The 26,085-nt window shown below is 39.1% G+C and carries 20 protein-coding genes; 13 read left to right on the top strand and 7 right to left on the bottom strand.

Annotated features, from left to right (window positions below; translation table 11 throughout):
* Nucleotides 1–250: 250 nt before the first annotated feature.
* Nucleotides 251–451 carry a hypothetical protein gene (locus V9G42_04270; protein MEI2758636.1) on the bottom strand — a complete coding sequence of 67 codons (201 nt, stop codon included), beginning with the start codon at nucleotides 449–451 and terminating at the stop codon, nucleotides 251–253.
* Nucleotides 452–694: 243 nt separating this feature from the next.
* Between V9G42_04270 and V9G42_04265 the strand changes: the two genes are divergently transcribed.
* The 6 genes from V9G42_04265 (at nucleotide 695) to V9G42_04240 (ending at nucleotide 3,974) form a co-directional block, all read left to right on the top strand.
* Complete coding sequence (locus V9G42_04265; GenBank protein MEI2758635.1) at nucleotides 695–1,027, top strand: metalloregulator ArsR/SmtB family transcription factor; 333 nt, start codon at nucleotides 695–697, stop codon at nucleotides 1,025–1,027.
* A 17-nt stretch (nucleotides 1,028–1,044) separates the two neighbouring features.
* On the top strand, nucleotides 1,045–1,515 hold the full coding sequence (locus V9G42_04260; protein MEI2758634.1) for a DUF6428 family protein: 471 nt from the start codon (nucleotides 1,045–1,047) through the stop codon (nucleotides 1,513–1,515).
* A 1-nt stretch (nucleotide 1,516) separates the two neighbouring features.
* Nucleotides 1,517–2,551, top strand: a complete 1,035-nt coding sequence (arsB, locus tag V9G42_04255; protein MEI2758633.1) for an ACR3 family arsenite efflux transporter — start codon at nucleotides 1,517–1,519, stop codon at nucleotides 2,549–2,551.
* Entirely contained in the window at nucleotides 2,548–2,964 is a 417-nt protein-coding gene (locus tag V9G42_04250; protein ID MEI2758632.1) for an arsenate reductase ArsC, read from the top strand. Before arsB ends, V9G42_04250 begins: the two co-directional genes overlap by 4 nt.
* A gap of 397 nt (nucleotides 2,965–3,361) precedes the next feature.
* Entirely contained in the window at nucleotides 3,362–3,583 is a 222-nt protein-coding gene (locus V9G42_04245; GenBank protein ID MEI2758631.1) for an antitoxin VbhA family protein, read from the top strand.
* On the top strand, nucleotides 3,576–3,974 hold the full coding sequence (locus V9G42_04240) for a cell filamentation protein Fic (GenBank protein MEI2758630.1): 399 nt from the start codon (nucleotides 3,576–3,578) through the stop codon (nucleotides 3,972–3,974). The genes V9G42_04245 and V9G42_04240 overlap by 8 nt, the downstream gene beginning before the upstream one ends.
* Before the next feature lie 536 nt (nucleotides 3,975–4,510).
* Here V9G42_04240 and V9G42_04235 read toward each other — a convergent pair.
* Complete coding sequence (locus V9G42_04235) at nucleotides 4,511–8,905, bottom strand: T9SS type A sorting domain-containing protein (GenBank protein ID MEI2758629.1); 4,395 nt, start codon at nucleotides 8,903–8,905, stop codon at nucleotides 4,511–4,513.
* A 111-nt stretch (nucleotides 8,906–9,016) separates the two neighbouring features.
* The gene (locus tag V9G42_04230) at nucleotides 9,017–11,101 is read right to left on the bottom strand and encodes a tetratricopeptide repeat protein (protein MEI2758628.1); all 2,085 of its coding nucleotides are present in this window, start codon (nucleotides 11,099–11,101) and stop codon (nucleotides 9,017–9,019) included.
* A gap of 133 nt (nucleotides 11,102–11,234) precedes the next feature.
* On the opposite strand from V9G42_04230, the gene V9G42_04225 reads away from it, so the two are divergent.
* Genes V9G42_04225 through V9G42_04210 form a run of 4 tightly spaced genes read left to right on the top strand, consistent with a single transcriptional unit; the run spans nucleotide 11,235 to nucleotide 15,596 of the window.
* On the top strand, nucleotides 11,235–12,164 hold the full coding sequence (locus V9G42_04225) for an ATP-binding cassette domain-containing protein (GenBank protein MEI2758627.1): 930 nt from the start codon (nucleotides 11,235–11,237) through the stop codon (nucleotides 12,162–12,164).
* Complete coding sequence (locus V9G42_04220; GenBank protein ID MEI2758626.1) at nucleotides 12,161–13,477, top strand: ABC transporter permease; 1,317 nt, start codon at nucleotides 12,161–12,163, stop codon at nucleotides 13,475–13,477. The genes V9G42_04225 and V9G42_04220 overlap by 4 nt, the downstream gene beginning before the upstream one ends.
* A gap of 5 nt (nucleotides 13,478–13,482) precedes the next feature.
* Nucleotides 13,483–14,406, top strand: a complete 924-nt coding sequence (locus V9G42_04215; protein MEI2758625.1) for an exopolyphosphatase — start codon at nucleotides 13,483–13,485, stop codon at nucleotides 14,404–14,406.
* A 29-nt stretch (nucleotides 14,407–14,435) separates the two neighbouring features.
* Nucleotides 14,436–15,596 (top strand): sigma-54 dependent transcriptional regulator, encoded by a 1,161-nt coding sequence (locus V9G42_04210; GenBank protein MEI2758624.1) that lies wholly within the window; start codon nucleotides 14,436–14,438, stop codon nucleotides 15,594–15,596.
* A 70-nt stretch (nucleotides 15,597–15,666) separates the two neighbouring features.
* Here V9G42_04210 and V9G42_04205 read toward each other — a convergent pair whose 3' ends face one another.
* Nucleotides 15,667–17,001: a DUF2807 domain-containing protein gene (locus V9G42_04205; protein ID MEI2758623.1), complete on the bottom strand. Its 1,335-nt coding sequence runs from the start codon at nucleotides 16,999–17,001 to the stop codon at nucleotides 15,667–15,669.
* Between the two features lie 99 nt (nucleotides 17,002–17,100).
* Nucleotides 17,101–19,026, bottom strand: a complete 1,926-nt coding sequence (locus V9G42_04200) for a peptide-N-glycosidase F-related protein (GenBank protein ID MEI2758622.1) — start codon at nucleotides 19,024–19,026, stop codon at nucleotides 17,101–17,103.
* Nucleotides 19,027–19,230: 204 nt separating this feature from the next.
* On the opposite strand from V9G42_04200, the gene V9G42_04195 reads away from it, so the two are divergent.
* A complete protein-coding gene (locus V9G42_04195) occupies nucleotides 19,231–20,454 on the top strand; it encodes an outer membrane protein transport protein (protein MEI2758621.1) in 1,224 nt (407 codons plus the stop codon).
* 26 nt (nucleotides 20,455–20,480) lie between these two features.
* Complete coding sequence (locus V9G42_04190; protein ID MEI2758620.1) at nucleotides 20,481–21,833, top strand: SGNH/GDSL hydrolase family protein; 1,353 nt, start codon at nucleotides 20,481–20,483, stop codon at nucleotides 21,831–21,833.
* Nucleotides 21,834–22,015: 182 nt separating this feature from the next.
* Here the strand turns inward: V9G42_04190 and V9G42_04185 are convergent, their stop codons facing one another.
* Nucleotides 22,016–22,936 carry an aldehyde dehydrogenase family protein gene (locus V9G42_04185; protein MEI2758619.1) on the bottom strand — a complete coding sequence of 307 codons (921 nt, stop codon included), beginning with the start codon at nucleotides 22,934–22,936 and terminating at the stop codon, nucleotides 22,016–22,018.
* 18 nt (nucleotides 22,937–22,954) lie between these two features.
* Nucleotides 22,955–24,430, bottom strand: coding sequence for an aldehyde dehydrogenase family protein (locus V9G42_04180; protein ID MEI2758618.1), 1,476 nt, complete (start codon nucleotides 24,428–24,430; stop codon nucleotides 22,955–22,957).
* 163 nt (nucleotides 24,431–24,593) lie between these two features.
* On the opposite strand from V9G42_04180, the gene V9G42_04175 reads away from it, so the two are divergent.
* Nucleotides 24,594–26,069: an SDR family oxidoreductase gene (locus V9G42_04175; GenBank protein MEI2758617.1), complete on the top strand. Its 1,476-nt coding sequence runs from the start codon at nucleotides 24,594–24,596 to the stop codon at nucleotides 26,067–26,069.
* The last annotated feature ends 16 nt before the right edge of the window (nucleotides 26,070–26,085 follow it).

Genomic DNA, 26,085 nt, shown 5'->3' with positions numbered 1-26,085 from the left:
CTGTCGCTAAAGTTGCGCAGACTCTTTTTTTATTGGCAGCAAAGAAATTAGAATAGTAGCTGCAAATCAATATTACACATGCTTTCGTCAAAGAATAAAAAGAGACTCTGTAAATACACAGGTTAAGGTAATACAGATCATTTTTTATCCTTATGATGTATCGAAAACATAGTTTTGGGGAATAACTGTTGTGATATGATGCACATTTATTGCATCGTATTTTGTATTGCAAAAGCATTTGAAAAGTACGTTAGAAAAGTAAAGTCTGTACACTATACGGAATAAAATTTATGACTTCACCTGTCAAGTTGCACTCCTTTGCGCCCCTGACAGTTGAAATATACTCTTCTACAAAAGCATCTATAAGACGGATTTCATTGTCTGAAGCTATCTGACTTTCAAGGTTTGAAAAAGTTATTTGCTTCCGATCTATTCCTGTTAATGTGAGCATTGTTATGAACTATTTTTTTATCTGAACACACAACATTATCCCTATATTTGAACATGTTTTTGAAATTATTTTTTTCACCGGATGCCATTATGTGCAACCATACGGACGACCCTGTTAACATCAACTGACTAACCAAGCCCACCCAGGCCTCAACAAGACAACGATTTAATAACTTTTTTGTAGAAATTTTTGATTGTTACAAATCTTTATCGTAATATTGCAATGTGTATATATTATAAGACAATGGGTGCAACTAAAACAGATCATTTCACAGACAAACAAAACGCCATTGCGACACTTGCAAAAGCAATCGGACACCCCGCAAGAGTTGCAATCATTGAGTATTTAATGAAAGTGGACACTTGCATTTGTGGCGACATCGTAAATGAATTGCCACTTGCACAGCCGACAGTTTCGCAACATTTGAAAGAACTCAAAAACGCAGGACTGATTAAAGGAAACATTGAGGGCAACGCCATTTGCTACTGCATTGACGAAAAAGCGATTGAAAAACTGCAAAACTATTTCGGTAACATCTCAACCAAACTTACGAAAAAGAAAAACGATTGTTGTTAAACTAAAAAAGAAGAAAAATGAAACTTTCACAAGTAAAAGCACTTTTGCCGACATTAGAAAATGTTGCGTTTAAATTAGAAAACGGAACTTTTGTTCCCGAACATTTTCACGTTACCGAAGTTGGAATGGTAACAAAAAATTTTATTGATTGTGGCGGAACAATCCGAAACGAAAAAACCGTCAATTTTCAGTTGTGGAACGCCAACGACTTTGACCACCGTTTGAAACCAACGAAATTGCTTCATATCATTGAACTTTCCGAAAAGCAGTTAGGTATTGAAGATGCCGAAATTGAAGTAGAATATCAAAGCGACACGATTGGGAAATATGCGTTAGCTTTTGACGGCACAAACTTTATTCTGCAAAGTAAAACAACAAATTGCTTAGCACAAGACAAATGCGGAATACCACAAGAAAAACAAAAAATAAAATTGTCGGAATTGCAAACCTCAACCACTTCATGTTCTCCAAATTCAGGTTGTTGCTAAGATGGAAGTAAAATTAAAGTTTTTAGACCGCTACTTAACGCTTTGGATATTCCTTGCAATGGCTATTGGTGTAGGTTTGGGTTATTTATTCCCGAATATTTCCAATCAAATTAATGCTGTTTCAGTAGGAACGACCAATATTCCGTTGGCAATTGGATTGATTTTAATGATGTATCCACCATTGGCAAAAGTTGATTATTCTTTGCTGCCCAAAGTATTGCAAGATAAAAAAGCCATCGCAATTTCCTTAATGCTCAATTGGGTTGTAGGCACGATTTTGATGTTTGGTTTAGCCATTTTGTTTTTACGAAACGAACCTGAATATATGACAGGATTGATTTTGATAGGTTTGGCAAGATGCATTGCGATGGTCATTGTTTGGAGTGATTTAGCCAAAGCCAACAGAGAATACACCGCCATGCTTGTTGCATTGAACAGTATTTTTCAAATTCTATCGTATAGTTTTTTTGTGTGGCTATTCATCAATGTTTTGCCTAAGTATCTTGGCTTAGGAAATTTTAATGTCAACGTTTCTATGCGTGCTGTTACCGAAAGTGTATTGATATATTTAGGCATTCCGTTTTTTGCAGGTTTTCTTACACGATACATCTTGATAAAACAAAAAGGGAAAGATTGGTACAACCATAAATTTGTTCCAAAAATATCACCGATAACATTGATTGCACTTTTATTGACAATCGTATTAATGTTCAGCTTAAAAGGCAACAAAATTGTAGAATTGCCTTTTGATGTTATTAAAATAGCCGTTCCGCTCATCATCTATTTTGTGCTGATGTTTTTCGTAAGCTTTTTCATCAATAAAGCGCTGAAAATCCCCTACGACAAAAATGCTTCCATTGCATTTACTGCCACAGGAAACAATTTTGAATTGGCAATTGCTGTTGCGATTGCAGTTTTTGGTATCAACTCACCACAGGCATTTGTAGGTGTTATCGGTCCATTGGTAGAAGTGCCTGTATTGATTTTATTAGTGAAAGTAAGTTTAGGATTAAAACAAAAATATTATACAAAATGACAAAGAAAATTTTAGTGCTTTGCACAGGAAACAGTTGCAGAAGTCAAATAGCCGAAGGCTACTTACGCCACTTTGCTGAGAATAAAGCTGACGTTTACAGTGCAGGTGTTGAAACTCACGGAGTAAATCCCAAAGCCATTGCGACAATGAAAGAAGACGGCATTGACATTTCAAATCATACATCAAACAATATTGACGAATATTACGACATTGATTTTGACTTTGTAATCACAGTTTGCGACAATGCAAAAGAACGTTGTCCCTACTTCCCAACCAAAGCAAAAAAGTTTCATCAAAATTTTCCCGACCCAGCAAAAGCAACAGGAACAGAAGAAGAAATCATTGCCGAATTTAGAAAAGTCAGACAGCTAATAAAGGAGTATTGCATACAGTTTGTAACAGACAACTTATAAGCTGAAACACAAGGGTATGCACCTAATATTATGCCGAATAGAAAAAAACCAACTACAAAAAAGGCTCTGAAGTTCCTTCACCTCAGGGCTTTTTGCTATTCGGTGTACTGAGGCAAACTCAGCATAAATTCAGCGACATCGTGTATTTTTATGTAGGTTGTTTTGTAGTTTTCGCTTTTTGTTTTTTCGTGTTTTTTAAAGTCGTTGTTTGATGTGTTGTGGTTATTTATGGCTGATTGAAATATTGCAAGCACACAACATTATCCCTATATTTGAACATGTGTTTGAAGTTATTTTTTTCATTGGTTGCCGTTATAAGCCATTTTAAAGAGACAGAAAAACAAACCATTTGACCTAAATATTTTGTAAATTTGAAGAGAATTTAAGACTGAAAGATATGTTTAATACAATAGAAATAGACAGAAATAACCTGACCATAATGGGTGTGAAATTTTCAGACTTAAAAACGCTTGAAAGTACTGCAAACGCTTTGGGAAGCAATATGTTTGAAGGATTTATACCGACAGCAAAAGGGATAGAAATTATACGGGACTATGTGACTGGAAAAATATCACTAAATGAACTTGTGGCATACGCCAAACAAAAAGCTTATGTCTAATTCCTACAAATACATAGACCCCGACTTCACCTACACTGACCCCAAGACAGGACTTTTAAAGAATTTACAGGACATAACCGACCCCGATGTAATGCTCTTTGTTGAGAGCGGTGCGGTAACAAAACGACTACAAGAACTTTACGAAAACCCAATAAAATTCAAGGGTATTGACACCCTTTTTGAAATTCACAGACATTTATTTCAAGACATTTACGTTTGGGCAGGCAAAAAGCGGACAGTCGAAATTAGCAAAGACGGTAAGCAGTTCTTCCTTATTTCGCACTTTGACAACGCTTTCAGATACATTGACCAATTAATTATTGAGTTCAAGAAAATTCCGAAAGACAACAAAAAACTAATAGCCGAGAAATTGGCGAAAAATTTTAGATAACGTCAATTATTTACACCCATTCAGAGATGGTAACGGACGAACACAAAGAGAGTTTTTAAGACTGTTGGCGTTAGAAAAAGACATGACACTAAATCTCAACCCACCAGACAACAAAAGTGTTTACGAACGATATATGAAAGGAACAATTGAAAGTGACGTGAATACTTTGACAGAATTAATTTTTGAACTAATTGACACTAGTGACAAATAGTAAAGCGGCTTATAGCATTATACCGAATAGAACAAAGCCCCATTACAAAAAAGCCCTGAAGTTCTTTCACCTCAAGGCTTTTTACTGTTCGATGTACTGAGGCAAGCTCAGCGTAAATTCAACGACACGTGTATTTTTGTGTAGGTCGTTTTGTAGTTTTCTCTTATTGCGTTTTAGTGTTTTTTAAAGTCATTGTTTGATGTGTTGCGGTTGTTTGTTGCTGTTTGGAATATGATGCAACACAAAACTGCCGGCCTAAACGAGAGCGAGCCGCTGTGCTTTCGCACAGCGGCTCGCTCTCGTTAATAATAAAATTATCGGAAAATTATTCTACAATCAGCTTCTGTGGCGACATCAAATTGCTGCCAGACAGTTGTGCCATGTAAATTCCTTTAGCCAGATGAGAAATATCTGCCTGTAATGTGTTGTTCCCTACAGTGGCATTAAACGCTTGCTGCATCACTACTTTTCCACTCAGGTCGGTGATGATGAGTTTTACAGTTTCGTTTTTGTCTGTACTAAATTCAACATTTACATTGTTGCTTGCAGGGTTTGGATACATACTAACTGTTTTTGCTGCATCACCTTGCATACGGCAACTGATATTTACGGGAAGTGACTTAGCACCACTACCACAAGCATTGTGTGCTGTAACAACTACTGTTCCGTTGCTTGTTCCCCAGTCGAGAATCAGCTGTGATGTATTTCCTCCACCGCTTGCATAAGTTGCTGCTGTTGGTGTAAAGGTCCATGCCAGGTTATAAGCACCGGTAGTATTTGACGTGTTGGCATTAAACTCAACACCGGATGTGTTGGCGCAGATGGTAGCAGGATTGCTGGTTAAAGCAACCGGTGAGTTTGGCGCACCTTTAATGGTTACACATCTTGGGGCACTGGTGCCGCAAGAATTGCTGGCGCTAACACAAACACTACTTCCATTTACAACTACACCAAACTGAATACTTACACTGTTAGAGCCATTGTTGTTTATGGTTCCCGGTGCTGTCCAGTTGTAGGTGTTGCTGGCCTGTTGAGTGGTGCTGAAGGTTGATGATGTATTGCATAATCCATTAGTCACACCTGTGATAGATGCCGGTACTGAAGGCAAACCGGGAGCAACTGTTTTACACTTAGGTGCTGTTGTTACACCACAAATGCTGGTAGCAGAAACGCAAATGTTTCCAACACCATTGTAACTGCCATTAAATGTTACCTGAACGCTGTTTGTTCCTATACCGGAAGTTACTGATGCATTGGCCGGAGTTGTCCAGTTATAGGTTTGAATACCTGCAACCGGTACAACACTGAAACCAACCACACCATTAGGACAAGCGGTTACAGAACCTGTAATAGTTCCTAAGGCAGTAGTTGATGAACTGATAGACATACATTTTAACGGGCTGGTGAAACAGCCAACTTTGGCAGCCACACAAAGTGTTCCTCCTGTCCAGGCAGGGCCGAAGTTTACGGTTACGCTGTTTGTTGTACCGATAACGGTAGCATCACCTGTGATAGACCACTGATAGGATTCTGCTCCGGCTACTGCAGTGCAAGAGTATGTGTCGCTGGTGCTGGCACAAGCCACTTTGTTTCCACTAACACTTGCAGGTGTTGAAACAGATCTGCGTGTAAAGGCCGAACGATAGGCGCTGGTACCGCAGGCATTGCTGGCTTCTACACGTACAGAATAACTGCTGTTAGCAGTAACACCGTATTGTACATCCATTGAGTTGCTGCCATTGGCAGATAAAAATGTTACTCCGGTATTTGCACCAACTACATACCAATTGTAGGTGTTGGCGTTTGCAGCCGAGGTTGTTAATGTATAAGGGCCTGCAGGAGGGCAAACGCTGGTTGGCGCTCCTATTACAACAGCAGGTTGCGAAGGCACACCTGTTTGAATGGTAATTGTCACCTGGTCGTTATCTGCACTGCACAATACACTACCTGTAGAGGTAAGTGTAAGCACTACGCTACCATTGCTGATATCTGTTGTACCCGGAATATAAGATGCATTTAATGTTGTAGCATTGGGCGAAAAAGTTCCGTCACCGGTTGTTGTCCAATTGCCACCGGTAGCATCGCCACCGATAGAACCGTTTAGTGAAGCACTTCCGTTTGAGCAAATAATATCATCGCTGCCGGCATTGGCTGTTGGTGCAGCTTCTACTGTTGCCGATACATTATCGGTAACGGTACAGCCATTGTCATCTGTTACGGTAACTGTATAAGTTCCACTAACCGGATTTACTACTGTTGGGTTTTGTGTCATGTTGCTATAACCACCCGGGCCTGACCATTCGTAGCCTGTAATAGTTCCATCAGAGCCGCTGGCAGTTGCCGTTAAGTTGATGTTGGTAGTGGAGCATATTGGCGATGGTGCATCACTCGATGCATTTACTGTAAACAAATCACAAACGCCTAATGTGGTTAGGTTAATAACATTGCTGTTGTCAGAGGTGAGCACGCCATCTGTGGCACGAACACGATAATAATATGTGGTAGAAGGACTGAGCAATGTAACATCATAAAATAATCCAGCTTCGCTTTGGTTGTTTACAACAAAATCACCTTCATAGCCGGTTACAAACAAATCGTCCATACGGCTGGTACCCGTGCTAGCAACAGTGCCATTGCCTACTGAAGTGTTGCTGGTCATTATCCAGCGCAGGTAAACACTGCTTTGGTTATCACAAGCTGTTGGCAATGCAATATCTGTTAATACCCCTGTTGTAAAATCATTACCTACTGTAACAGCACCGCCTGTTACATCTGTCCAGGTGCCACCGCTGCCAATTTTATACTGTACTTTAAAATCACGAGGACCTGTACCTGAAGAGCGTTGTTTGCTTGAAAATGCCAGACTGTAGTAGTTGGTAGCATCAAAATTTATTTCCCAATATTTTGTGCCATTACCTCCATCCCATCCTGTAGCTGATGCAGCTTCAGTAGTTGCTCCAGCTGAATATGTGATTGCACTGGTTCCACCTTGTGTTGAGATGGTAGCCGAGACATTGGCCAAGATTCCACCATCGGCAGTAGCATCATCAGGGCTATTGGGGAAATCCCAATAAACCAAATCAGTAGTTATGGGAGCCATAAATGTTGATGCTGTAGAAACATCTAAAAAGTATCCTGTTGCTCCGCTCACAGTATTCCAGTTGGCACGGAAACTATGTATGCCAATGTTGGTAGCAGCAACTGCAACCGGTGCATTGATGGCATCGGTGGTAAAAGAGGCCTGAGCGCCATAGCCTGTTCCGGCAGTGTTGGTGGCATAGGCACGGTAGTAGTAAGTTGTGCTTGATGCCAATCCGCTAAGGGCAGAAGTATAGGTGTTGCTGCTGATGTTACTGCTGCTCACCTGTGTACCGGTGCCTGGTGTAAAGTTGTTGGTAGTGCTGTATTCTATACCATAGGCCGAAACAGCAGTACAGCCATTGTCGGTAATGGTTCCTTCGCAGGTGGCTGTATTTTGTGTTACACCCGTTGCTGCGCCTGTAGTAAGCGATGGCATGGTGTTAATACCCGCAGCAGAAGTTACAGAACAACCTGATGCCGCAGCACTACCTCCGGTAACCGGAATGGTGCCAGTGTAGCTTTGTACTAACGTGGGGCTGAATTTTACATACACAGTAGTGCTGTTTAAAGTAGGTGCTGTATAAGGAAGGTTTAAGGTTGAAGTATAGGTACCATTAGGAGTAAGGCAATAAGAAAAACCACTTAATGTCCCTACATCCACACTGCTGCCATCAAGGTTTGCTCCCGAAACGGTAAATGTTTCATAGGCTGTTGTTGTGCCGGTACAAACATTACCGAATTGATTTGACAGCGTACCCACAGATAAAACTGGTGAACCTCCGGAACCAATCACAGCAGGTACTGAGTTATAAATAACAACATCATCTAGAAATAAATTAGCAACATTCGATGCACTTGATTGCCCAGTAAAGGTTGTACTCTTAATGTCTGTATTATTAGTTAATTGTGCTTTAGACAAATCATCACCTACTTCTGTACCATTAATATATAAATCAAATTTATCTATAGCAACTGACTTTGGGTTTCCATTGTAAGTATAATTAATAGTTCCACTTGACTTGTTATTTCCAACAATTTCAATAATGTAAGTAGTACCCTGATTAAAAGAAGTAGTCAGAAGTCCAGATGTTGACCAACTGCCTCCACTTCTATAATCCAAGTTGACTACACCTGAAGCATAAGTAAATCGTAAACCAGTAAAAACTTGATTGCCTGTAAATCCACTGTTATTGTTATACATTGCACCATCACCTTGAAAAAAAGCCCACTCTCCACTATTTGCAGTATTACTTGCAGAGGCATCTCCAAAAAGAACCTTCATCGAAGTATAAAACTCTTTTCCTGCTGTATAAGCAATTGCAGGTGAAACTTTAGTAACTGAAGTAGAAGATGAAGCAACTGCTCTGACAAAGGAACCTGTGGTTCCTAAAGGGTTGGATGTGTTTTCCAAATTAACAGGTGCATTAGGCGCAGTTGCTCCGCCCCTAGCATAGGTCGTACCTGAAGTTGGGTTAGGAATAAAACTCGATGAACCGGTACCAGATGTATGACTTCCAGTTGTCGTTCCAAAGTTTTGAGTAGAAGTCTGCCCAACACTACTTTGCAGATTAAAGAGAAACGCTGCCAGAAATAAAGCGGCAATGTTTAGTCTTCTCGAAAAGAATAAATTTTTAAACATAATATTTGGTTTTAATGATTTACAAAAAGGTTCTTTGTTGCCATTGGCAACGATGCAAAAATAAAACAACAACGCTAATTGAAAAATTTAGTTTTTAACATTTGCCGGCTATTATATCTTTATGCCCACAACCAAAACATCGTCAACCTGGGCGTAGTTTCCTTTCCATGAATTAAAAAGTTGCTCAAGTTGTTCTTTCTGCTTGTCCATAGGCAGGTGCTGCATAACCTGCAGGTACTGCTTAAACTTTTTACTCATCATTTTCTTACCCTGTTCGCCTCCAAACTGATCGGCAAAACCGTCAGAAAAAAGGTAGCAACTGTCACCGGTTTGCAGTTCTATCACATGATTGGTAAATTGGGTGGTGTGTGCTACCTGCATACCGCCAATAGGATATTTATCGGGTTTAACCACCAGCAGTTCATGGTTGCGAAACAACCACAACGGGCGGTTGGCACCGGCAAACTGTAATTGCTTTTTTTGGTGGTCTAAACAAATCAGTGCTATGTCCATGCCATCATTAGAAAAACCTTGTCTCTGTTTCAGTGCATTGATAATGCCTTCGTTCAACTCATCCAAGATTTCAGCAGGTGTAGTTATATTTTTTTCATTTACCAGCTGATTGATGAGCGAGGCGCCAATCATACTCATAAAAGCTCCTGCCACACCATGTCCGGTACAATCGGCAGCAGCCACCAGCAGTTTACCCTGATTTGGGATAAAACTGTAGAAATCGCCACTTACAATGTCTTTTGGTTTATAAAATATAAAATAATCTTTCAGCCAGGTGTCAATATTTTTATGTGATGGCAGCACCGCTTCCTGTATGTGCTGCGCATATTGAAGACTCTGTGTAATTTCATTATTTTTCTCCTCCACCAGCAGCTTTTGTTTTTCAATGAGGAGGTTATCTTTTCTTTTGCGCACATAGCTTCTGTAGCTAACAGCAGCAAGAGCAAGCATCAATGCAAATCCGGCAACAAAGCTGTTTCGTAGTAGTTTTTGTTTCTGCACTTCCTGTCTCACAACTTCGTCTTTCTTCTCCTGAACAGCTCGGGCAATGGCATCTTTTTTATCATACTCATATTGCATTTGAAGTTGTACAGTTTTAAGCGTATTCTCTTCGTTAACGAGGCTGTCGCGATAGCTGATAAACATTTTGTAGTGATGCAGTGCTTCCTGATATTTTCCTAAAGCACTGTCTGCCTGACTGAGTCCTTCGTAGCTGTTTTTTATAACTTCCACTTCGCCAATTTCTTTGCCTATACCCAAAGCTTTTTGAAGCCATTCCGATGCCGCCTGCGGCTGCTGCAGTTTTACCAAAACATTTCCGGTGTTGATGCTTGACGCTGCAATTGATGAAAGGTCGCCCGCTTCTTCGGCAATGCGCAATGCGTTTGTGTTGTGTTGTAATGCCTGATCGTAGTCGCCCAGTTCATAATATGCTGCACCCATGTTGTTGAGGGCTGTAGTCATTCCTACCTTGTTGCCAATTTCCTCTTCAATTTTAAGTGTTTGCTCATAGTTTTTTAATGCTTCTTTATAATTTCCCTGAGCCTGATAAACATTACCCATATTTCCATAAGATGATGCTATGCCTCTTTTGTTGCCCAATGCCTTTCTTATTTCCAATGCTGCAAGATGGCTTTTTATGGCTTCGGAATAATTTTTTTGTGCATAGAGTACAACACCAATATTATTGTAAGAAAGTGCAATACCATTTTTATCGCCCAATGTTTCTTTAATTTTTAACGATGCATAATGATTTTTTAGTGCTTCGGAGAAATTACCGATAGTACGATATACCAAGCCCATATTATTATAGCATGCCGATACACCGGATTTATCATCAATAGAGCTAAAAATATTTAATGCGCGTCCGTAATAAACTAATGCATCGCTGTTATTGCCCATATCATCACAGGCACTGCCAATATTTTTAAGTGAAACAGCCATGCCTCTTTTCCAATTCAACTTTTGCGCTAAGGTTAATGCCTGTTGGGCGTAATACAGTTCGCTGTCATAAACGGCAGTCTGATAATAAACATAACTGAGTTCGTTCAGTGTTTTGACTTTAGAAGTATCGTCAGCTTGCTTAACAAGCAATTGTTGTAATGAATCTAACTCTGCCTGCTGTGCCCAAACGGTGACATGCAAACAAAATATAAAACCAAAAACAAAAGAAAGCCACCGCATGGTTTAATTTTTTGAATGGTGGAAAGATAACTATAATTTTTATGAGGAAATCAACAGACTTGTTTAAAACGAAATATTGTTTTCATTAATATCACATCACTTAAACATTACATTTGTCGCATAATATTGAACTATGAATCTGCTTTCTATACGAGAGGTTACAAAAATTTATGCAAACCACAAAGCCTTAGATTCGGTGAGTATTGAAATTCCCGAGTCAAGTGTTTTTGGACTTTTGGGTCCTAATGGTGCAGGCAAGACTTCACTCATACGCATCATCAATCAAATAACAGGTCCTGATGGCGGCAGTATTTTATTTGGCGGACAAACACTTAATCCTTCTCACATTTCTGCAATAGGATATCTGCCTGAAGAAAGAGGCTTATACAAAAAGATGGAAGTGGGCGAGCAAGCCATCTACCTTGCGCGATTAAAAGGTTTGAGCCGGAGTGACGCATTAAAAAAGCTGCGCTATTGGTTCGAAAAATTTGAAATGCAAAGCTGGTGGCGCAAAAAAGTTGAGGAACTCAGCAAAGGTATGCAGCAAAAAGTACAGTTTATTGTAACCATTTTGCATGAGCCGCGACTGCTGATTCTTGATGAACCCTTTACCGGTTTTGACCCAATAAATGCCAACCTGATTAAAGATGAATTGCTGGGACTACGGCAGAAAGGGGCTACCATCATCCTCTCTACACACCGCATGGAAAGCGTTGAAGAGTTGTGTACGCACATTGCCCTCATCAATAAGTCGAAAAAAATTCTTGACGGACAAGTAAAGGATGTAAGAAAACAGTTCCGTTCCAATCTTTTCGAAATAGAGTACAAAGGCACGTCTGTAGGTTTTGCCAATGCCCTTTGGACAGGTTTTGAATTGGTAGAAACACGTACGCAAGACGATCATGCATTTGCAGTAGTAAAAAATCTGAACAACAGCAGTGCAAACGATTTGTTGCGACAACTGCTCAACGATGTAGAATTAATTTCTTTCCGAGAGCGTATTCCTACTATGAATGACATTTTTATTGAATCGGTACAAAATAACAAACCTGTAGAAGCATGAACATCATACTACTGATTATACAACGTGAATATCTGACACGTGTAAAGAAAAAATCTTTTATTGTAATGACCATCCTTGGGCCATTACTTATGGGTGGTCTCATTGCAGGATTTGCTTACCTTTCCATGAATCAGGGTGACTCTATTTCAATGATTCGTGTAGTGGACGAAACAGGAGTTCTTGCAGGTAAACTCACCAATTCTAAAACAGTAATCTTTACCAAAGACACCATGCCTATACAAACAGCAAGGCATTTGTTTAATCCGAATACAGACTATGGCATACTTTACCTGCCTGCCAACACTTTGCAGAAGCCTGATGCAACAGTTCTTTATACAGAAAAACAACCCAACCTTACAGTAGTGGGTTATCTGGAAAGTGAGTTGAGTAAGAATATTGAAAACATGAAACTGACCGATGCCGGAATTCAAAAATCCACTCTTGACTCTATCAAAACAGACATTAGTCTGCAGCAAAAACCTGTTGACCCTAGTGGAAAAGACAAATCATTTTCTGCCGGAGTGACAGCAGGTATTGGCTTTGGTGCAGGTCTTCTTATTTATATGTTTATTTTTATGTATGGCATACAGGTGATGCGTGGTGTGATAGAGGAAAAAACAAACCGTATTGTAGAAGTTATCATATCATCCGTAAAGCCATTTCAGTTGATGATGGGAAAAATTATAGGTATTGCGCTGGTGGGATTGACGCAGTTCCTGCTTTGGATAGTTCTAACAATGGCTATTTCAGGCACTGCAACCTCATTGATAGTTGGTAAGGACCAGAGCAAGTTGGCTGAAATGCAACAAAAACAAATGATTCAAAACAGCAATATTCCACAGGAAAAAATGCAGCCTGCCAGCATGGATTTCATGAAAATATTTGAAGGGTTTAACATCACAAAAATTCTTTTATGTTTTGTATTTTATTTCTTAGGCGGATATTTGCTTTACAGTGCTTTGTTTGCTGCCATTGGCGCTGCTGTTGATGCAGAAACCGACACACAACAGTTTATGCTGCCAATAACCATTCCACTCATATTTGCCTATGTGGTCTCAACCATTGTGATGACCAATCCGGAAAGTGAGTTAGGCTATTGGTTTTCGATTATTCCGTTTACATCGCCCATTGTGATGATGGTGCGTATGCCATTTGATCCACCTGTAATTGATATTGTAATTTCCATGGTCTTGTTAGTTGCAGGATTTGTTTTCACAACATGGATAGCTGCAAAAATTTATCGCACAGGAATATTGATGTATGGCAAAAAACCTACTTACAAAGAACTGTTTCGCTGGTTGTTTTATAAGTAATGTCAATGACAATTTCTGTAATTGATTGTGGCACCAACACTTTTCACCTTATTGTTGCAGAGCAGCAAGAGGATAATTTTAAAATTCTTTTTCGGAAAAACATTGCTGTAAAACTTGGAGAAGGTGGTATTAGCAGTAATAAAATAGCACCCGCTGCCTTCGGTCGTGGCATTGACGCACTCAAAGAATTTGCTGACGATATGAAACAATTTATTATAAACAAACAGTTATGTTATGCTACAGAAGCCATACGCAGAGCAGCAAATGGAAAAGATTTTGTTGAAGAAGCAAAAAAACAATCAGGCATTATGCTTGAAATAATTGATGGCTTGCGCGAAGCAGAATTGATATTCTCGGGAGTAAGTCATGCCGTACCTTTTGGAAATGAAAAAGTGCTGATAATGGATATTGGTGGCGGCAGCACAGAGTTTGTAATTGCCGGAAACAGCCACATATTGTGGCGACAAAGCTTTCCATTGGGTGCTGCATTATTGTTAGATATGTTTAAGCCTTCAGACCCGATTAATGATGCACAGGAGAAGTTGATTACTGAACATATCAATTCCGTTTTAATACCCCTTTCTGATGCCTTAACACAACATGGCCCGGTAAATACATTGGTAGGGTCTGCAGGATCTTTCGATACGTTTCTGGATTTATGTCTTCAGCGTTTTAGCAGGACAAAAACAAACACAACCTGGTGGCTCTTGGAGTTAGAAGAATATATTAAAGTACATCAAACTTTGTTGACCTCCACCTTACAGCAGCGACTTGAAATGCCCGGAATGATTGCCATGCGTGCCGATATGATTGTTGTTGCATCCATGTTGCTGAATTATGTTATCCACAAACACAATATGAATAAACTTTTGGTTAGTGCCTACGCATTAAAGGAAGGAATGCTTTATTTTGCAATGAAGAACAAGTAATATCAGAAGCTAACCGTAAATAAAAGGACATGTCGCGAATATTGATTATTGATGATGAGAAAAGCATCCGTCATTCACTGAAAGAAATTCTGGAGTACGAAAATTACAAAGTGGATGAAGCTCCCGATGGTATTGAGGGTATTAAGATGGCAGAGAAAGAAAAGTACGATATTATTTTCTGCGATATTAAAATGCCCCGGATGGATGGCATAGAAGTGCTGGAAAACCTGCAAAACAAATGTCCTGAAGTTCCGGTGGTGATGATATCGGGACATGGTAATATTGACACTGCCGTAGAAGCTATTCGAAAAGGTGCATTTGATTTTATTGCCAAGCCGCTCGACCTTAACCGCATCCTCATTACCGTACGCAATGCCTTGGACCGCACCGTGCTGGTAAAAGAAACCAAAACGCTGAAAAGAAAGATGTCACGCACCAATGAAATGATTGGTGACAGTGAGGGTATCAAAAAAATAAAAGACATGATTGAACGTGTGGCACCAACAGATGCACGCGTGATGATAACAGGTAGCAACGGCACAGGAAAAGAATTAGTAGCACGGTGGATACATGAAAAAAGTGAAAGAAACAACATGCCGCTTATAGAAGTCAACTGTGCGGCAATACCATCTGAGTTGATAGAGAGTGAATTGTTTGGTCATGAAAAAGGGGCCTTTACGTCTGCTATCAAAACACGCAGCGGAAAATTTGAGCAAGCCAACGGAGGCACTATTTTTTTAGACGAGATTGGTGATATGAGCCTTTCGGCACAGGCAAAAGTTTTAAGAGCCTTGCAGGAAAACAGAATTACACGTGTGGGTGGCGAAAAAGATTTTCCTGTGGATGTGCGTATCATTGCTGCCACCAACAAAGACCTGCGTTCTGAAATTGAAAAAAATAATTTCAGAGAAGATTTATATCATCGTCTGAGTGTTATACTTATTCATGTTCCTTCATTGGACGATCGCAGAGAAGATATTCCGGTGTTGGTTAATTATTTTCTGAAAGAAATTGCTGATGAATATAAAAGTCCTGTAAAAACAATTACTCCTGATGCCATTGAACAATTGCAACAAAAGAACTGGACAGGAAATATTCGTGAACTGCGCAATGTGGTAGAACGTTTGGTGATTCTTGGTGGCAAAACTATCAGCAAGGATGATGTCATCAACTACGTAGGCGCGAAATAGTTCACGCCTACATTAAAGTTAAATAAATTTTCTTAGAAACACTTCGCCAATGCCGTTTGGGTATTTTATCTTACCAAGGCAGCAGGGAAACACCAATTGTCCATGGATGCAACTCCGGGCCTTTACCCCTCTTAAAAAGTTCTGAGAGTGCATAGTTGGCAAACACCGTAAAATCACGATAGCCTATTCTGATGGTAGCATCATAACGGAAGGGATCTATATTAAAATCGTCAAATGTTTTATCCTTCTCTTTCTTGCCATCTTTATTATATACTTTTTTAGTATGCGAGCCAAGCTTATAGCTTAACAACAAACCGGTGGTAATGTGAAATGATTTTTTCAGATTTTCACAAGTATTAAAAGTCAACAGAACAGGTACTGTAGCATAGCTTACCGTGAGTTTATTCTTGCGCAGGTTCATGGTGTCAACAGTATAAAGCAAGGCATTGGTGTCGGGTATCAGACTCATGTTTTTTCTGAAACGGTAGTTGTTATAGGAAAGACCTATACCGGTTGAAGCAATAACATAACGTTTAACAAGTTTCACATCATACTCGTAAAAGTTGAAGTTTACTGCCAATGATTTTTCAGGAATCATTTCTAAAAAATCATATCCATCAGGCGTGTCGAATTTTGATTTGCTGTTATATAGTCCGTTAAATCCTAACTCAAATCCTGCCCAGTAGGTACCGGATTTGTTACTTGTAGTAATTGTAATACTGTTTGAATTAAGTTCAGATTCAATTGCAGGTGTTATAGGTTCAATTTTTCCGGAGCCTGCAACTGCCTGATTAATTGTTCTTGGAGAAGAAACGTAATACAGATTACCGGAGCCTGCAATGTTGGCAGTGAGTGAGTCGCTTACCCAAACAGAAGATGTGCCACTACCACTTACATTTACTTCTGCTCTATCAACATTTAATTTATTGGTAATAATTTTTCCGGAGCCTGCAAGATTTGCATTTAATGTCTGTGCCGAGCCACCGAGAATTATTTTTCCTGAACCACGCATATTAGCTTCTATGTTTTTTGCTTTTACATAGTTCATCTTAAACTTCCCACTACCTGAAATATCAATATTCAAATCGTGCAATTCGATAGTATCTTCTGCAGAAACACTTCCCGAGCCCGTAATATTTATTTTTTGCAAATCAGGACTCCTGACAATAATATTACTTCCTGCTCCACTAAGAACAAGCGTTTTATTTTCAAGACTCCATTGTGTGGCAACATTTCCTTCAGGCACTTCAATAGACCATGTGCTGTCTGATTTATAAACTGCATTAAGAGACCCACGCAGTTCTATACCGGTAAACTGTTCTAAGGTTTTATGTGTTTGTGCATTTGCAAGAAGTGCAAAAAACATCAAAAACAAGGTCAGACTATATTGATAACTTCTTTTCATATCCTTTATTTTAATGTATGACGCTGGCCAGTTACAAAAAGTTACAGCAGGCATTTTTAATATAAAACTACCTGCTGTAATTTTAAATTTCTTTACTGATTATTCCAACACAACTCGTTGTACTTTAACCTGATCGTTGGCAACTACCTTTACTAAATATATTCCTTTAGGCTGTTTTTCGAAATCAAAAGAAATAATACCTGAATTAAAATTATTTCTGCTTTGAACTGCTATACGTTGTCCTAAAGGATTATAAACCGATACCTCTAACGGACTTGCCGAAGTTAAAGTAATATCGGCATTGATGATACCTTTGGTTGGATTTGGATAAACAACTATATCGGCATAACGTTCTTGACTGTTAATGCCAACTACAGCACCCGGAGATGATACAAAACGATAGCTGTAGCGCGAACCAAAATCTCTTTCAAAATTTCTTGCAATGCTATTATTCATTCGTAGAATCCGATGATAACCTGTTCCCTGTGCAGCGTTTGCCCACCAATATAAACCATCATCACCACTGTCTGTTATTTCATAACGATAGCAGCCCGGGGTTGCATGAATGGTGTCACGATAAATTGTATTTACTGCCAATGATCCGGCAAGTCGTTGCACAATGATATTATTATTTTCATCGTACAGTGTATAACCATTTTCATTGGGATAATTATTTGTCTTTACAAGCAGAATAAACACCGTATCCATAACCTCAGGAACATTGGCATTGGAATAGGCTGTATCGTCATAAACATACTGATCTGCTGTATTGTTTACGTCAGCAATATAAGCTTTAAAAATTCTGTTTCCACTTGTATAGCTGATTAATCCCGGTAAATCAACATCTGCTGTAGCAAAAGTGTTTAATGAGCCTGTCCAGTTGAAAGTACTTTCGGGTTCACCAAGTAAACCATATTTTATTGTTGCAGATGTTATTGTGGAAGAGCCATTATTTTTTATTCTTATTTTAGGATTGTTGCAAGTAGGGTTGCTTCTTGAAAATTCAAACTTATCTGTAGGTGCAAGGATTTCATCAATGGCTGCATCTATGCTATTGTTTAATGGGCCAAATTCGAAAAGTTGTCCTTCAATGACATAATTTGCTGAAGGACTGGACACATTGTAGCTTTGCATATTCATGTCAACGATATGCGTGCTTCCTCCTGCAACAGCAAAATTGTTTACTGATGGATAGACCCAATTGCCGGGGCACCAGTTGGCTCTGTCATAAACCCATGTGCCTCCTTGCGGATAAATAGGATTTGTTCCACACAAACGCCAAACCTGTTTGGTATCAACCAATGAATTATCAAAATAAATTGTTCTGGTCTTTGAGCAAAACTCTGCACAGTAATTAGCATCTGCTCCATGCCCGGACTGTGTAACCTTCAATCTTAGATTTGCTGTATTAAAATTAAGCGTCACGGTGTCGGCACCTAGAAAATTTTCTATCGGATTGGAAGCATTACCATACGGAAAACTACCATGCCACAATCTTTTAAATGCAATAGGATTCATTACCGGTGTACCTTCTATCAAGGCAAAATCAACACTAACAAGCCATCCGCGACCAACATTCGTTTCGTAGCCGGTGTGTATATATTCTATTTCTACTGAATCGTGAAGGAAAGATGCAAAATCTGTTACATCAAGAGTCCATGATGATTTGAATGTAGAATTGAATGTGTTTCCGTAGGGAGTAATGTAACGTGCCAGTTCAATATCCTGAGATGGGTTGTTCTGGCCTCCTGTACGTCTGATGTAAATGTAATCAAGATAATCCCACTCACCACATGCCATTGGACTTGGACATCTGTGCGATAAGGTTAAAATTATCTTGCGATAGTTGGTGGAGGCAGAAGGAAAAACTGCCCATTTTGCATAACCATTGCTTCCTGTGCCGGGATTGGTTACTACAGTGTCATTGGTATGAGAACTTACAAATGTAGTGTCACCAACAGATGCAATACAGGATAAAGTTGTTGTTACAGAAAATAATATCAGAAATAACTTTTTAACTAACATGTAAAATGATTTTGGTTGATGAAAAAAATGCGTTGCAATTACAGTGCAATTTTAATATAAAAATTTCAATTTTTTATTATTGCAGTATAAACATTTTCATGAATAAGCGACCAACAAAGCAATGTTAACAACAAATTGTCATCGTTATGTATATCTTTGTTTACTAAACTTGATGTTGCTATTTTTGTTTGCGTTAAAATTAATATGAAAAATTTTATTTCAGCTTTTTTAATTCTGATTCTTCTCTGTAGTCTTCATGTATCAGGTGGTGGATTTCAAATGTTACCACAAAGCCATAGTTCAGCCGGTATGGCCGGTGCGGTGACTGCATTGCAAACTGATGGTTCAGTCATATTTTACAACCCCGGTGGCATGGTTTTTCTTGAGAAAAGCAATGTTTTTGGTGGCGTTTCTTATTCGCAGTCGAGAATAGCTTTCCGTAGTAATAACAGTGGATTGGTAAATCGTACTGAATCAAAAAATATGTTGCCTTTTTATGTTGGTGGCACCATAAAGTTATCTGATAAAATGGCTGCCGGTATTGTTGTGAATACACCGTTTGGGTACAATACAACCTGGAGAAGCGATTGGGAAGGGCGATATATCGTATTGTCATCTAAGCTGAACACGCTATTTATTCAACCTACTTTATCGTATAAATTTTCTGAAAAATTAGGTGTCGGTGCAGGCTTTGTTTTTGCCAGTGCTAACCATAAATGGAATCGAGCGTTGATAGTTGCCGATGGAGCAGATGTACAATTTGAAAGTAAGGCAACCGGTTTCGGTTTTAATGCAGGAATAAATTATGCTATCAATAAAAAATTAACCGCTGCACTTACCTACCGATCAAAAGTTAAACTCAATTTTAAAAACACTGATGTTACCTTTAGTAATATTCCTGCTTCGCTGGTTGATCAATATCCATCCTCAACAAATGCCGATGCAGAAATGCCGCTACCTTCGGTTTTGTCAATAGGTTTCAGCTATGAAGTTTTTAAAGGATTAAAGCTGAATTTTGAAACCAACCTCAACAGTTGGTCTTCATTCGATTCTCTAAACTATGAATTTGATGCATCAAACGCAACACTCAATGAAGAATTTCGTCAGTCTCGTAAATACAGAGATGCATTAACACTTCGTTTAGGGGCAATGTATAAAATAAGTAATAAGGTTACAGGCCGTGCAGGTATTGCCTTTGATCAGACTCCGGTAAAAGAAAACTACATGACCCCTGACATGCCTGATGGTGACAGATATGTTTTTGGTATTGGTGCATCGTTTAATGTGAGTAAAGCTTTTGTTATTGAAGGTTCATATAATTTTGAAACCAAGGCCGAGCGTGAAGGGGTAAATAAAGATACCGGATTGAATGGTGCATTCAATTCACTTTCGCATTGTTTTGGTGTTGGCATCAATTATTCATTTTAATTAAATAATAAACCACAATAAAAAACATGAATAATAACCATCTTCTGAAAAGTTTACTTCTTGCAGTTTTAATAGTTGCCGGTTGCAAACCAGAGTTGAAAGAGATAAAGTTCGACAACAACAGTATTGACTTTTCGAAGTATGTTGCTATTGGCAGTTCTTACACAGCAGGCTATCAGAATAATGCACTGTTCGACCTTGGGCAACAAAATAGTTTTGCAGCTATTCTTGCCGGACAACTGAAGAAAGTTGGCGGAGGCGAGTTCCTGCAACCACTGGTTAGCGGAAATGATGGTGCAGGGTTTAACTTTTTTCTTCAGACCTATATACCACAGCTGAAACTTCAATATGGCACAGCATGTGGTGCAGCTCCGGGATTTTCTACATTCTCATCCAACGTAACTGACATTGCCGCAGTAGAATCTTATATTGGCAGTAATGTACCATTCAACAATATGGGCGTGCCGGGAATGAAATCATCTGATCTGGACAATGCAAATTTTGGTTCTCCGGATTTACTGCTTTCTAAAAATCCATATTATTCTCGATTTGCTACCAATCCTGAAACTTCAACAGTACTTTCAGATGCTGTTAGACAATTACCGACTTTTTTTTCTTTCTGGGTTGGTTTTAATGATATTTATGACTGTGCAATGGCAGGTAGCAATCAATCATTGGCCACAATTACTCCATTAGCTAATTTTCAAAATAATATCAATAATGCACTTACCTCACTCATTGCCGGCAACCGCAAAGGTGTAGTTGCAAATATTCCTGACTTACTCGATCTTCCATATTTTACATCTATAGCATACAATGCTTTGGTACTAACAGAGCAGCAGGCACAGGATCTTAATGCACTTTATGCCTCAAACAATCCTCCAATAACTTTTCAAGCAGGCAACAATCCATTGGTAATTTCTGACCCTTTGGCAGCTTCCGGAAAAAGACAAATGAAGCCGGGTGAGTTAGTACTGTTACCGGTTACACTTGATAGTATAAACTGTGCAGGCTGGGGTAGCAATACACAAAAACCATTAGGTAACAGATTTGTACTCACTGCTTCAGAAATCAATACACTGAGGAACACCATTACAGGCTACAACAACTATCTGAAAACAAAAGCTGATGAAAACAATTTAGCCTATGTGGACATGTATGCTTTCTTTAAAAAAATAAGCAGTGGCTATTCTCATAATGGTGTTGCTTACAGCAGTGAGTTTCTTAAAGGACAGTTTTTTTCACTTGACGGTATTACACCTACAGGCAGAGGCAGTGCGCTTATTGCCAATGAATTTATTAAAGCCATTAACGAAAAATATCAAACACGCATTCCTCAAACAGATGCAAATTCGTTTCCGGGGATTTTGTTTCCGTAGAGGAGGCTGCAAACTGCACCAAATAGAATACCTGTAAAGATTAAATAATAACGCCCTTATCATAAAGGCTGTCATTTCACTATGAATGTAAATACCGGTATTTAAATTTCATATATCCATCTGTAAAAACTTCTTGGATATTGAAATTGCATTAATGATTAGTGGAAGAAATATTTATTGACTTAAATTCCTACAGGATGCCAGGTCGTTTTTACTTCCTGAAGTTCCATGATACGGTATGGACTTTCTTCGGCAATATTCCTGACTACAACTACCCTTTTAACATTACCAGCTGCATTGGTCTGAATGGTCTTTAATTCCGTACTGTCATCGCCTGCATAAACAATAGCATTAACATCCATGTGTGACGAAAAGTGTGAATGCAACTCTTTACTAAAGCCCGTAAGAATATTTACAACACCACCGGGCACATCGCTTGCATTCAGTACTTCGGCAAAATCAATTGCAGTGAGTGGAAATTTTTCTGCTGCCAAAATAATTATTGAATTTCCTCCTGCAAGAGCAGGTGCCATAAGTGAAACCAGGTTTAGTAAGCCTTGCTGCTGTGATTCAATTGCTGCAACAACACCTGTTGGTTCAGGAAAAGAAAAATTGAAGTGTGATGACTCCACAGGATTTACACTTGAAAAAACCTGCTGGTATTTATCAGACCATCCGGCATAATAAACAAGCATATCTACTGCTGCACTCACTTCTTTCTGCGCTGCCGCTTCGCTCACACCTTGCAGACCTAGGGCTGACACAAACTGTTGTCTGCGTGTTTCCAGAGTTTCTGCAATACGATACAAAATCTGACCCTTGTTAAAGGCCGATTTTTTTTGCCAGTCGCCTTGCGCTTTACGTGCAACAACTACAGCATCTCTGAAATCTTTTCTTGATGCACGGCAAATATTAGCGATAACCTTTCCGTTTTTATCATTAAGCTTATAATATCTTCCACTCTCTGTTCGAGGAAATTTACCGTCAATGTAAAGCTTATATGTTTTTTGTACAGCTAACCTTACTTCGGTTTCGGCATGATGACTATGACCATTAAGTCCAACAGCAACTTTTTTTTCTTTTTCTTTTTGTTTCGTCTCCATAATACAATTGTGCTAAAATTATTTTAAATAGGCATTAAGTCCATGCATGCCACCTTCGCGACCCATGCCGCTTTCTTTAAATCCTCCAAATGGAGAAGTAGGGTCAAATTTATTATAGGTGTTGGCCCATAACACACCGGCTTTAATTTTTGAAGTAACTTTAAATACTTTACTGCCTTTATCAGACCACACACCTCCACTTAATCCATAAGGAGTATTGTTAGCTTTTTCAATGGCTTCTTCTACCGTTCTGAAAGTTTGAATAGACAGTACCGGTCCAAAAATTTCTTCCTGAACAATTCTACTTGACTGTGCAACACCGGTAAAAATTGTAGGCTTAAACCAAAAACCTTTTGATGGCAATGTACATGGTGACTGATAGCAATCGCCACCTTCGTTAACACCAACTTTAACCAATGCTTTTATTTTATTCAATTGCTCGCGTGAGTTGATAGCGCCTATGTCTGTATTTTTATCTAATGGGTCGCCAATGATGAGTGTTTCCATACGGTCTTTGAGTTTACGTACAACTTCGTTGGCAACACTTTCCTGAACAAACAATCGTGAACCTGCACAACAAACATGGCCTTGATTAAAAAATATTCCGTTAACAATACCTTCAACGGCCTGATCAATGGCAGCATCTTCAAAAATGATATTAGCTGCCTTACCTCCCAGTTCTAGAGTATATTTTTTTGTTGTTCCTGCTAATGCTTTCTGAATAATTTTCCCTACATCTGTTGAGCCTGTAAAAGCAACCTTATCAATTCCCGGGTGATTAACAATGGCAGCACCTGTTGAACCGGCTCCAGTAATAATATTTACTACACCCGGAGGCAGGTCTGCATCTCTGAAAATCTCTGCTAGTTTTAATGCAGTAAGCGGAGTGGTTTCAGCAGGTTTCAGTACAACAGTATTGCCACAGGCAAGTGCAGGTGCAATCTTCCATGCTGCCATTAATAATGGAAAATTCCATGGAATAATTTGTCCGGCAACACCTAAAGGTCGTGCTGCCATTCCCGGCAATGCATAATCAAGTTTATCTGCCCATCCTGCATAATAAAAAAAGTGTGCGGCAGCCAAAGGCACATCAATATCTCTGCTTTCACGAATAGGCTTTCCGCCATCTAAACTTTCAATAATGGCAAGTTCGCGGGCACGCTCCTGCATAATGCGCGCTATGCGGTAAATATATTTTCCTCTTTCGCGTGCCGGCATTTTACTCCATACTTTTTCATACGCTGTTCGGGCTGCCTTAACTGCCGAATCCACATCGGCCTGTGATGCTTCGGCAACAGATGCAATGCGTGTTTCTTTTGCAGGATTGATGGTGTCAAAATATTTTTTACTCTGTGGTGCAACAAACTTACCATTGATAAAAAGATCGTATTTGTCGGCCAACACAATGTGATCTGGCGTTTCAGGTGCTGAAGAATATTGCCATGTCGTATCAAATTTCAACCTGGTGTTTTGTTTTACTGTTCTCTTTGCCATTTACGAAAATTTAAGATTCAAAGATAGAAAATTCATTTCTATTCAATCCCATCTCTAAAAAGGATTTCTACAACTTAAAAATTACTAATAAATATCATTTCATGAAATCAAATATCCTGCTATGTTTGCAAGGACTGAATAATTACAAAACCTCAAGTAAAAAATGCGTATATTACTTACAGGAGCAAACGGATATATTGGTATGCGGCTACTGCCTGTATTGGTAGAAGCAGGTCATGATGTTACCTGTGTAGTAAGAGATGCACTGCGATTTAAACCATCGCCCGACCTGCTCGATAAAATACATATTATTGAATATGATTTTCTGGAACCGGAAAATGCCATTCAGCATTTTAACAACAAAAATTTTGATGCTGCATATTACCTGATTCACTCTTTAGGTGATACAGCAACAACTCTCAAAGAATATGAGTTGCGTTGTGCCGGATGTTTTGTGTTGGTAGCCACCCTCACACAGGTTAAACAAATCATTTACCTGAGCGGCATCAGCAATGAAGAAAATCTTTCTAAACACCTGACAGCACGCAAGGGAGTGACAGACGTTTTTATAAACTCAGGTATTGCCTACACTATTTTTGAAGCGGGTATTATAGTAGGTTCCGGTAGTATTTCATTTGAAATTATCAGAGGGTTAACAGAAAAAATACCTGTTATGATTGTGCCGCGATGGTTAAAATCAAAATGTCAGCCAATAGCCATCCGCAATGTGATGAATTACCTGCACCTTTCTCTGATGAATGAAAAAGCCTTTAACAGAGTTTTTGAAATAGGAGGACCAGATGTACTCACATACCGTAAAATGTTGCTTGAATATGCAGCAGAAAGAGGATACAGAAGGTTAATCATAACGCTGCCTTTTGGCTTCATGGGATTATCTGCAACATGGATTTATTTTTCTACACCGGCCAACTACACCATTGCAAAGCTTTTAGTTCAGAGTATGAAAAATGATGTAGTGTGTAAAGAAACTTCTGTTCGCGATGTAATTCCTCAAGAGTTGTACACCTATCGCGAAGCAATACAAATGGCCTTTGCAAGGATAGAACAAAACATGGTTATTTCTAGCTGGACAGATTCGGCATCCAGCAGTTTAAGTCGTTTAGATGTTAACCAACATATTGAAGTTCCATCAAATGGATGTTATAAAGACCGCAAGTGGATTGAAATTGACAAAGACAAAGCCGAAGAAGTGGCCAGCCGCTTTTTTAATATTGGTGGTCAAAATGGATGGTACTATGCAGATACACTTTGGAGAATGCGTGGAATAATTGACAAACTCATTGGTGGTGTTGGTATGAGTCGTGGACGAAGAAGTGATGTAGATATTGAACCGGGTGACAGTCTCGACTTTTGGCGTGTACTGCTGGTTGACAGAAAAAATTACAGGCTTTTACTATTTGCCGAAATGAAACTTCCGGGTGAAGCATGGTTAGAATTTTCTATCATTCACAACAACAACCGTTGTATTCTGAAACAAACTGCCACATTCAGGCCAAGAGGTATTATGGGTCGGAATTACTGGTATGCCATGTTACCTTTTCATTTTTTTATTTTCCGCAACATGATAAAACAGATTGCCGGAGATGGTAAACATAAAGTAAGGAACACAAGAATCTGAGGTTTTTTGATGTTCT

Source organism: Bacteroidia bacterium (assembly GCA_037045145.1).
Lineage (GTDB): Bacteria > Bacteroidota > Bacteroidia > AKYH767-A > OLB10 > OLB10.
The sequence above is the reverse complement of the archived record's forward strand: the minus strand, read 5'-3'. Positions and strand labels throughout refer to the sequence as shown.

Bases quoted from the DNA above. Each gene is read 5' to 3' on its own strand.
- V9G42_04215 (MEI2758625.1), top strand. From the start codon at position 13,483: ATGACAATTTCTGTAATTGATTGTGGCACCAACACTTTTCACCTTATT.
- V9G42_04230 (MEI2758628.1), bottom strand. From the start codon at position 11,101: ATGCGGTGGCTTTCTTTTGTTTTTGGTTTTATATTTTGTTTGCATGTC.
- V9G42_04260 (MEI2758634.1), top strand. From the start codon at position 1,045: ATGAAACTTTCACAAGTAAAAGCACTTTTGCCGACATTAGAAAATGTT.
- V9G42_04175 (MEI2758617.1), top strand. From the start codon at position 24,594: ATGCGTATATTACTTACAGGAGCAAACGGATATATTGGTATGCGGCTA.
- V9G42_04190 (MEI2758620.1), top strand. From the start codon at position 20,481: ATGAATAATAACCATCTTCTGAAAAGTTTACTTCTTGCAGTTTTAATA.
- V9G42_04195 (MEI2758621.1), top strand. From the start codon at position 19,231: ATGAAAAATTTTATTTCAGCTTTTTTAATTCTGATTCTTCTCTGTAGT.
- V9G42_04235 (MEI2758629.1), bottom strand. From the start codon at position 8,905: ATGTTTAAAAATTTATTCTTTTCGAGAAGACTAAACATTGCCGCTTTA.
- V9G42_04220 (MEI2758626.1), top strand. From the start codon at position 12,161: ATGAACATCATACTACTGATTATACAACGTGAATATCTGACACGTGTA.
- V9G42_04210 (MEI2758624.1), top strand. From the start codon at position 14,436: ATGTCGCGAATATTGATTATTGATGATGAGAAAAGCATCCGTCATTCA.
- V9G42_04180 (MEI2758618.1), bottom strand. From the start codon at position 24,430: ATGGCAAAGAGAACAGTAAAACAAAACACCAGGTTGAAATTTGATACG.
- V9G42_04185 (MEI2758619.1), bottom strand. From the start codon at position 22,936: ATGGAGACGAAACAAAAAGAAAAAGAAAAAAAAGTTGCTGTTGGACTT.
- V9G42_04250 (MEI2758632.1), top strand. From the start codon at position 2,548: ATGACAAAGAAAATTTTAGTGCTTTGCACAGGAAACAGTTGCAGAAGT.
- V9G42_04265 (MEI2758635.1), top strand. From the start codon at position 695: ATGGGTGCAACTAAAACAGATCATTTCACAGACAAACAAAACGCCATT.
- V9G42_04200 (MEI2758622.1), bottom strand. From the start codon at position 19,026: ATGTTAGTTAAAAAGTTATTTCTGATATTATTTTCTGTAACAACAACT.
- V9G42_04205 (MEI2758623.1), bottom strand. From the start codon at position 17,001: ATGAAAAGAAGTTATCAATATAGTCTGACCTTGTTTTTGATGTTTTTT.
- V9G42_04245 (MEI2758631.1), top strand. From the start codon at position 3,362: ATGTTTAATACAATAGAAATAGACAGAAATAACCTGACCATAATGGGT.
- arsB (MEI2758633.1), top strand. From the start codon at position 1,517: ATGGAAGTAAAATTAAAGTTTTTAGACCGCTACTTAACGCTTTGGATA.
- V9G42_04225 (MEI2758627.1), top strand. From the start codon at position 11,235: ATGAATCTGCTTTCTATACGAGAGGTTACAAAAATTTATGCAAACCAC.
- V9G42_04240 (MEI2758630.1), top strand. From the start codon at position 3,576: ATGTCTAATTCCTACAAATACATAGACCCCGACTTCACCTACACTGAC.
- V9G42_04270 (MEI2758636.1), bottom strand. From the start codon at position 451: ATGCTCACATTAACAGGAATAGATCGGAAGCAAATAACTTTTTCAAAC.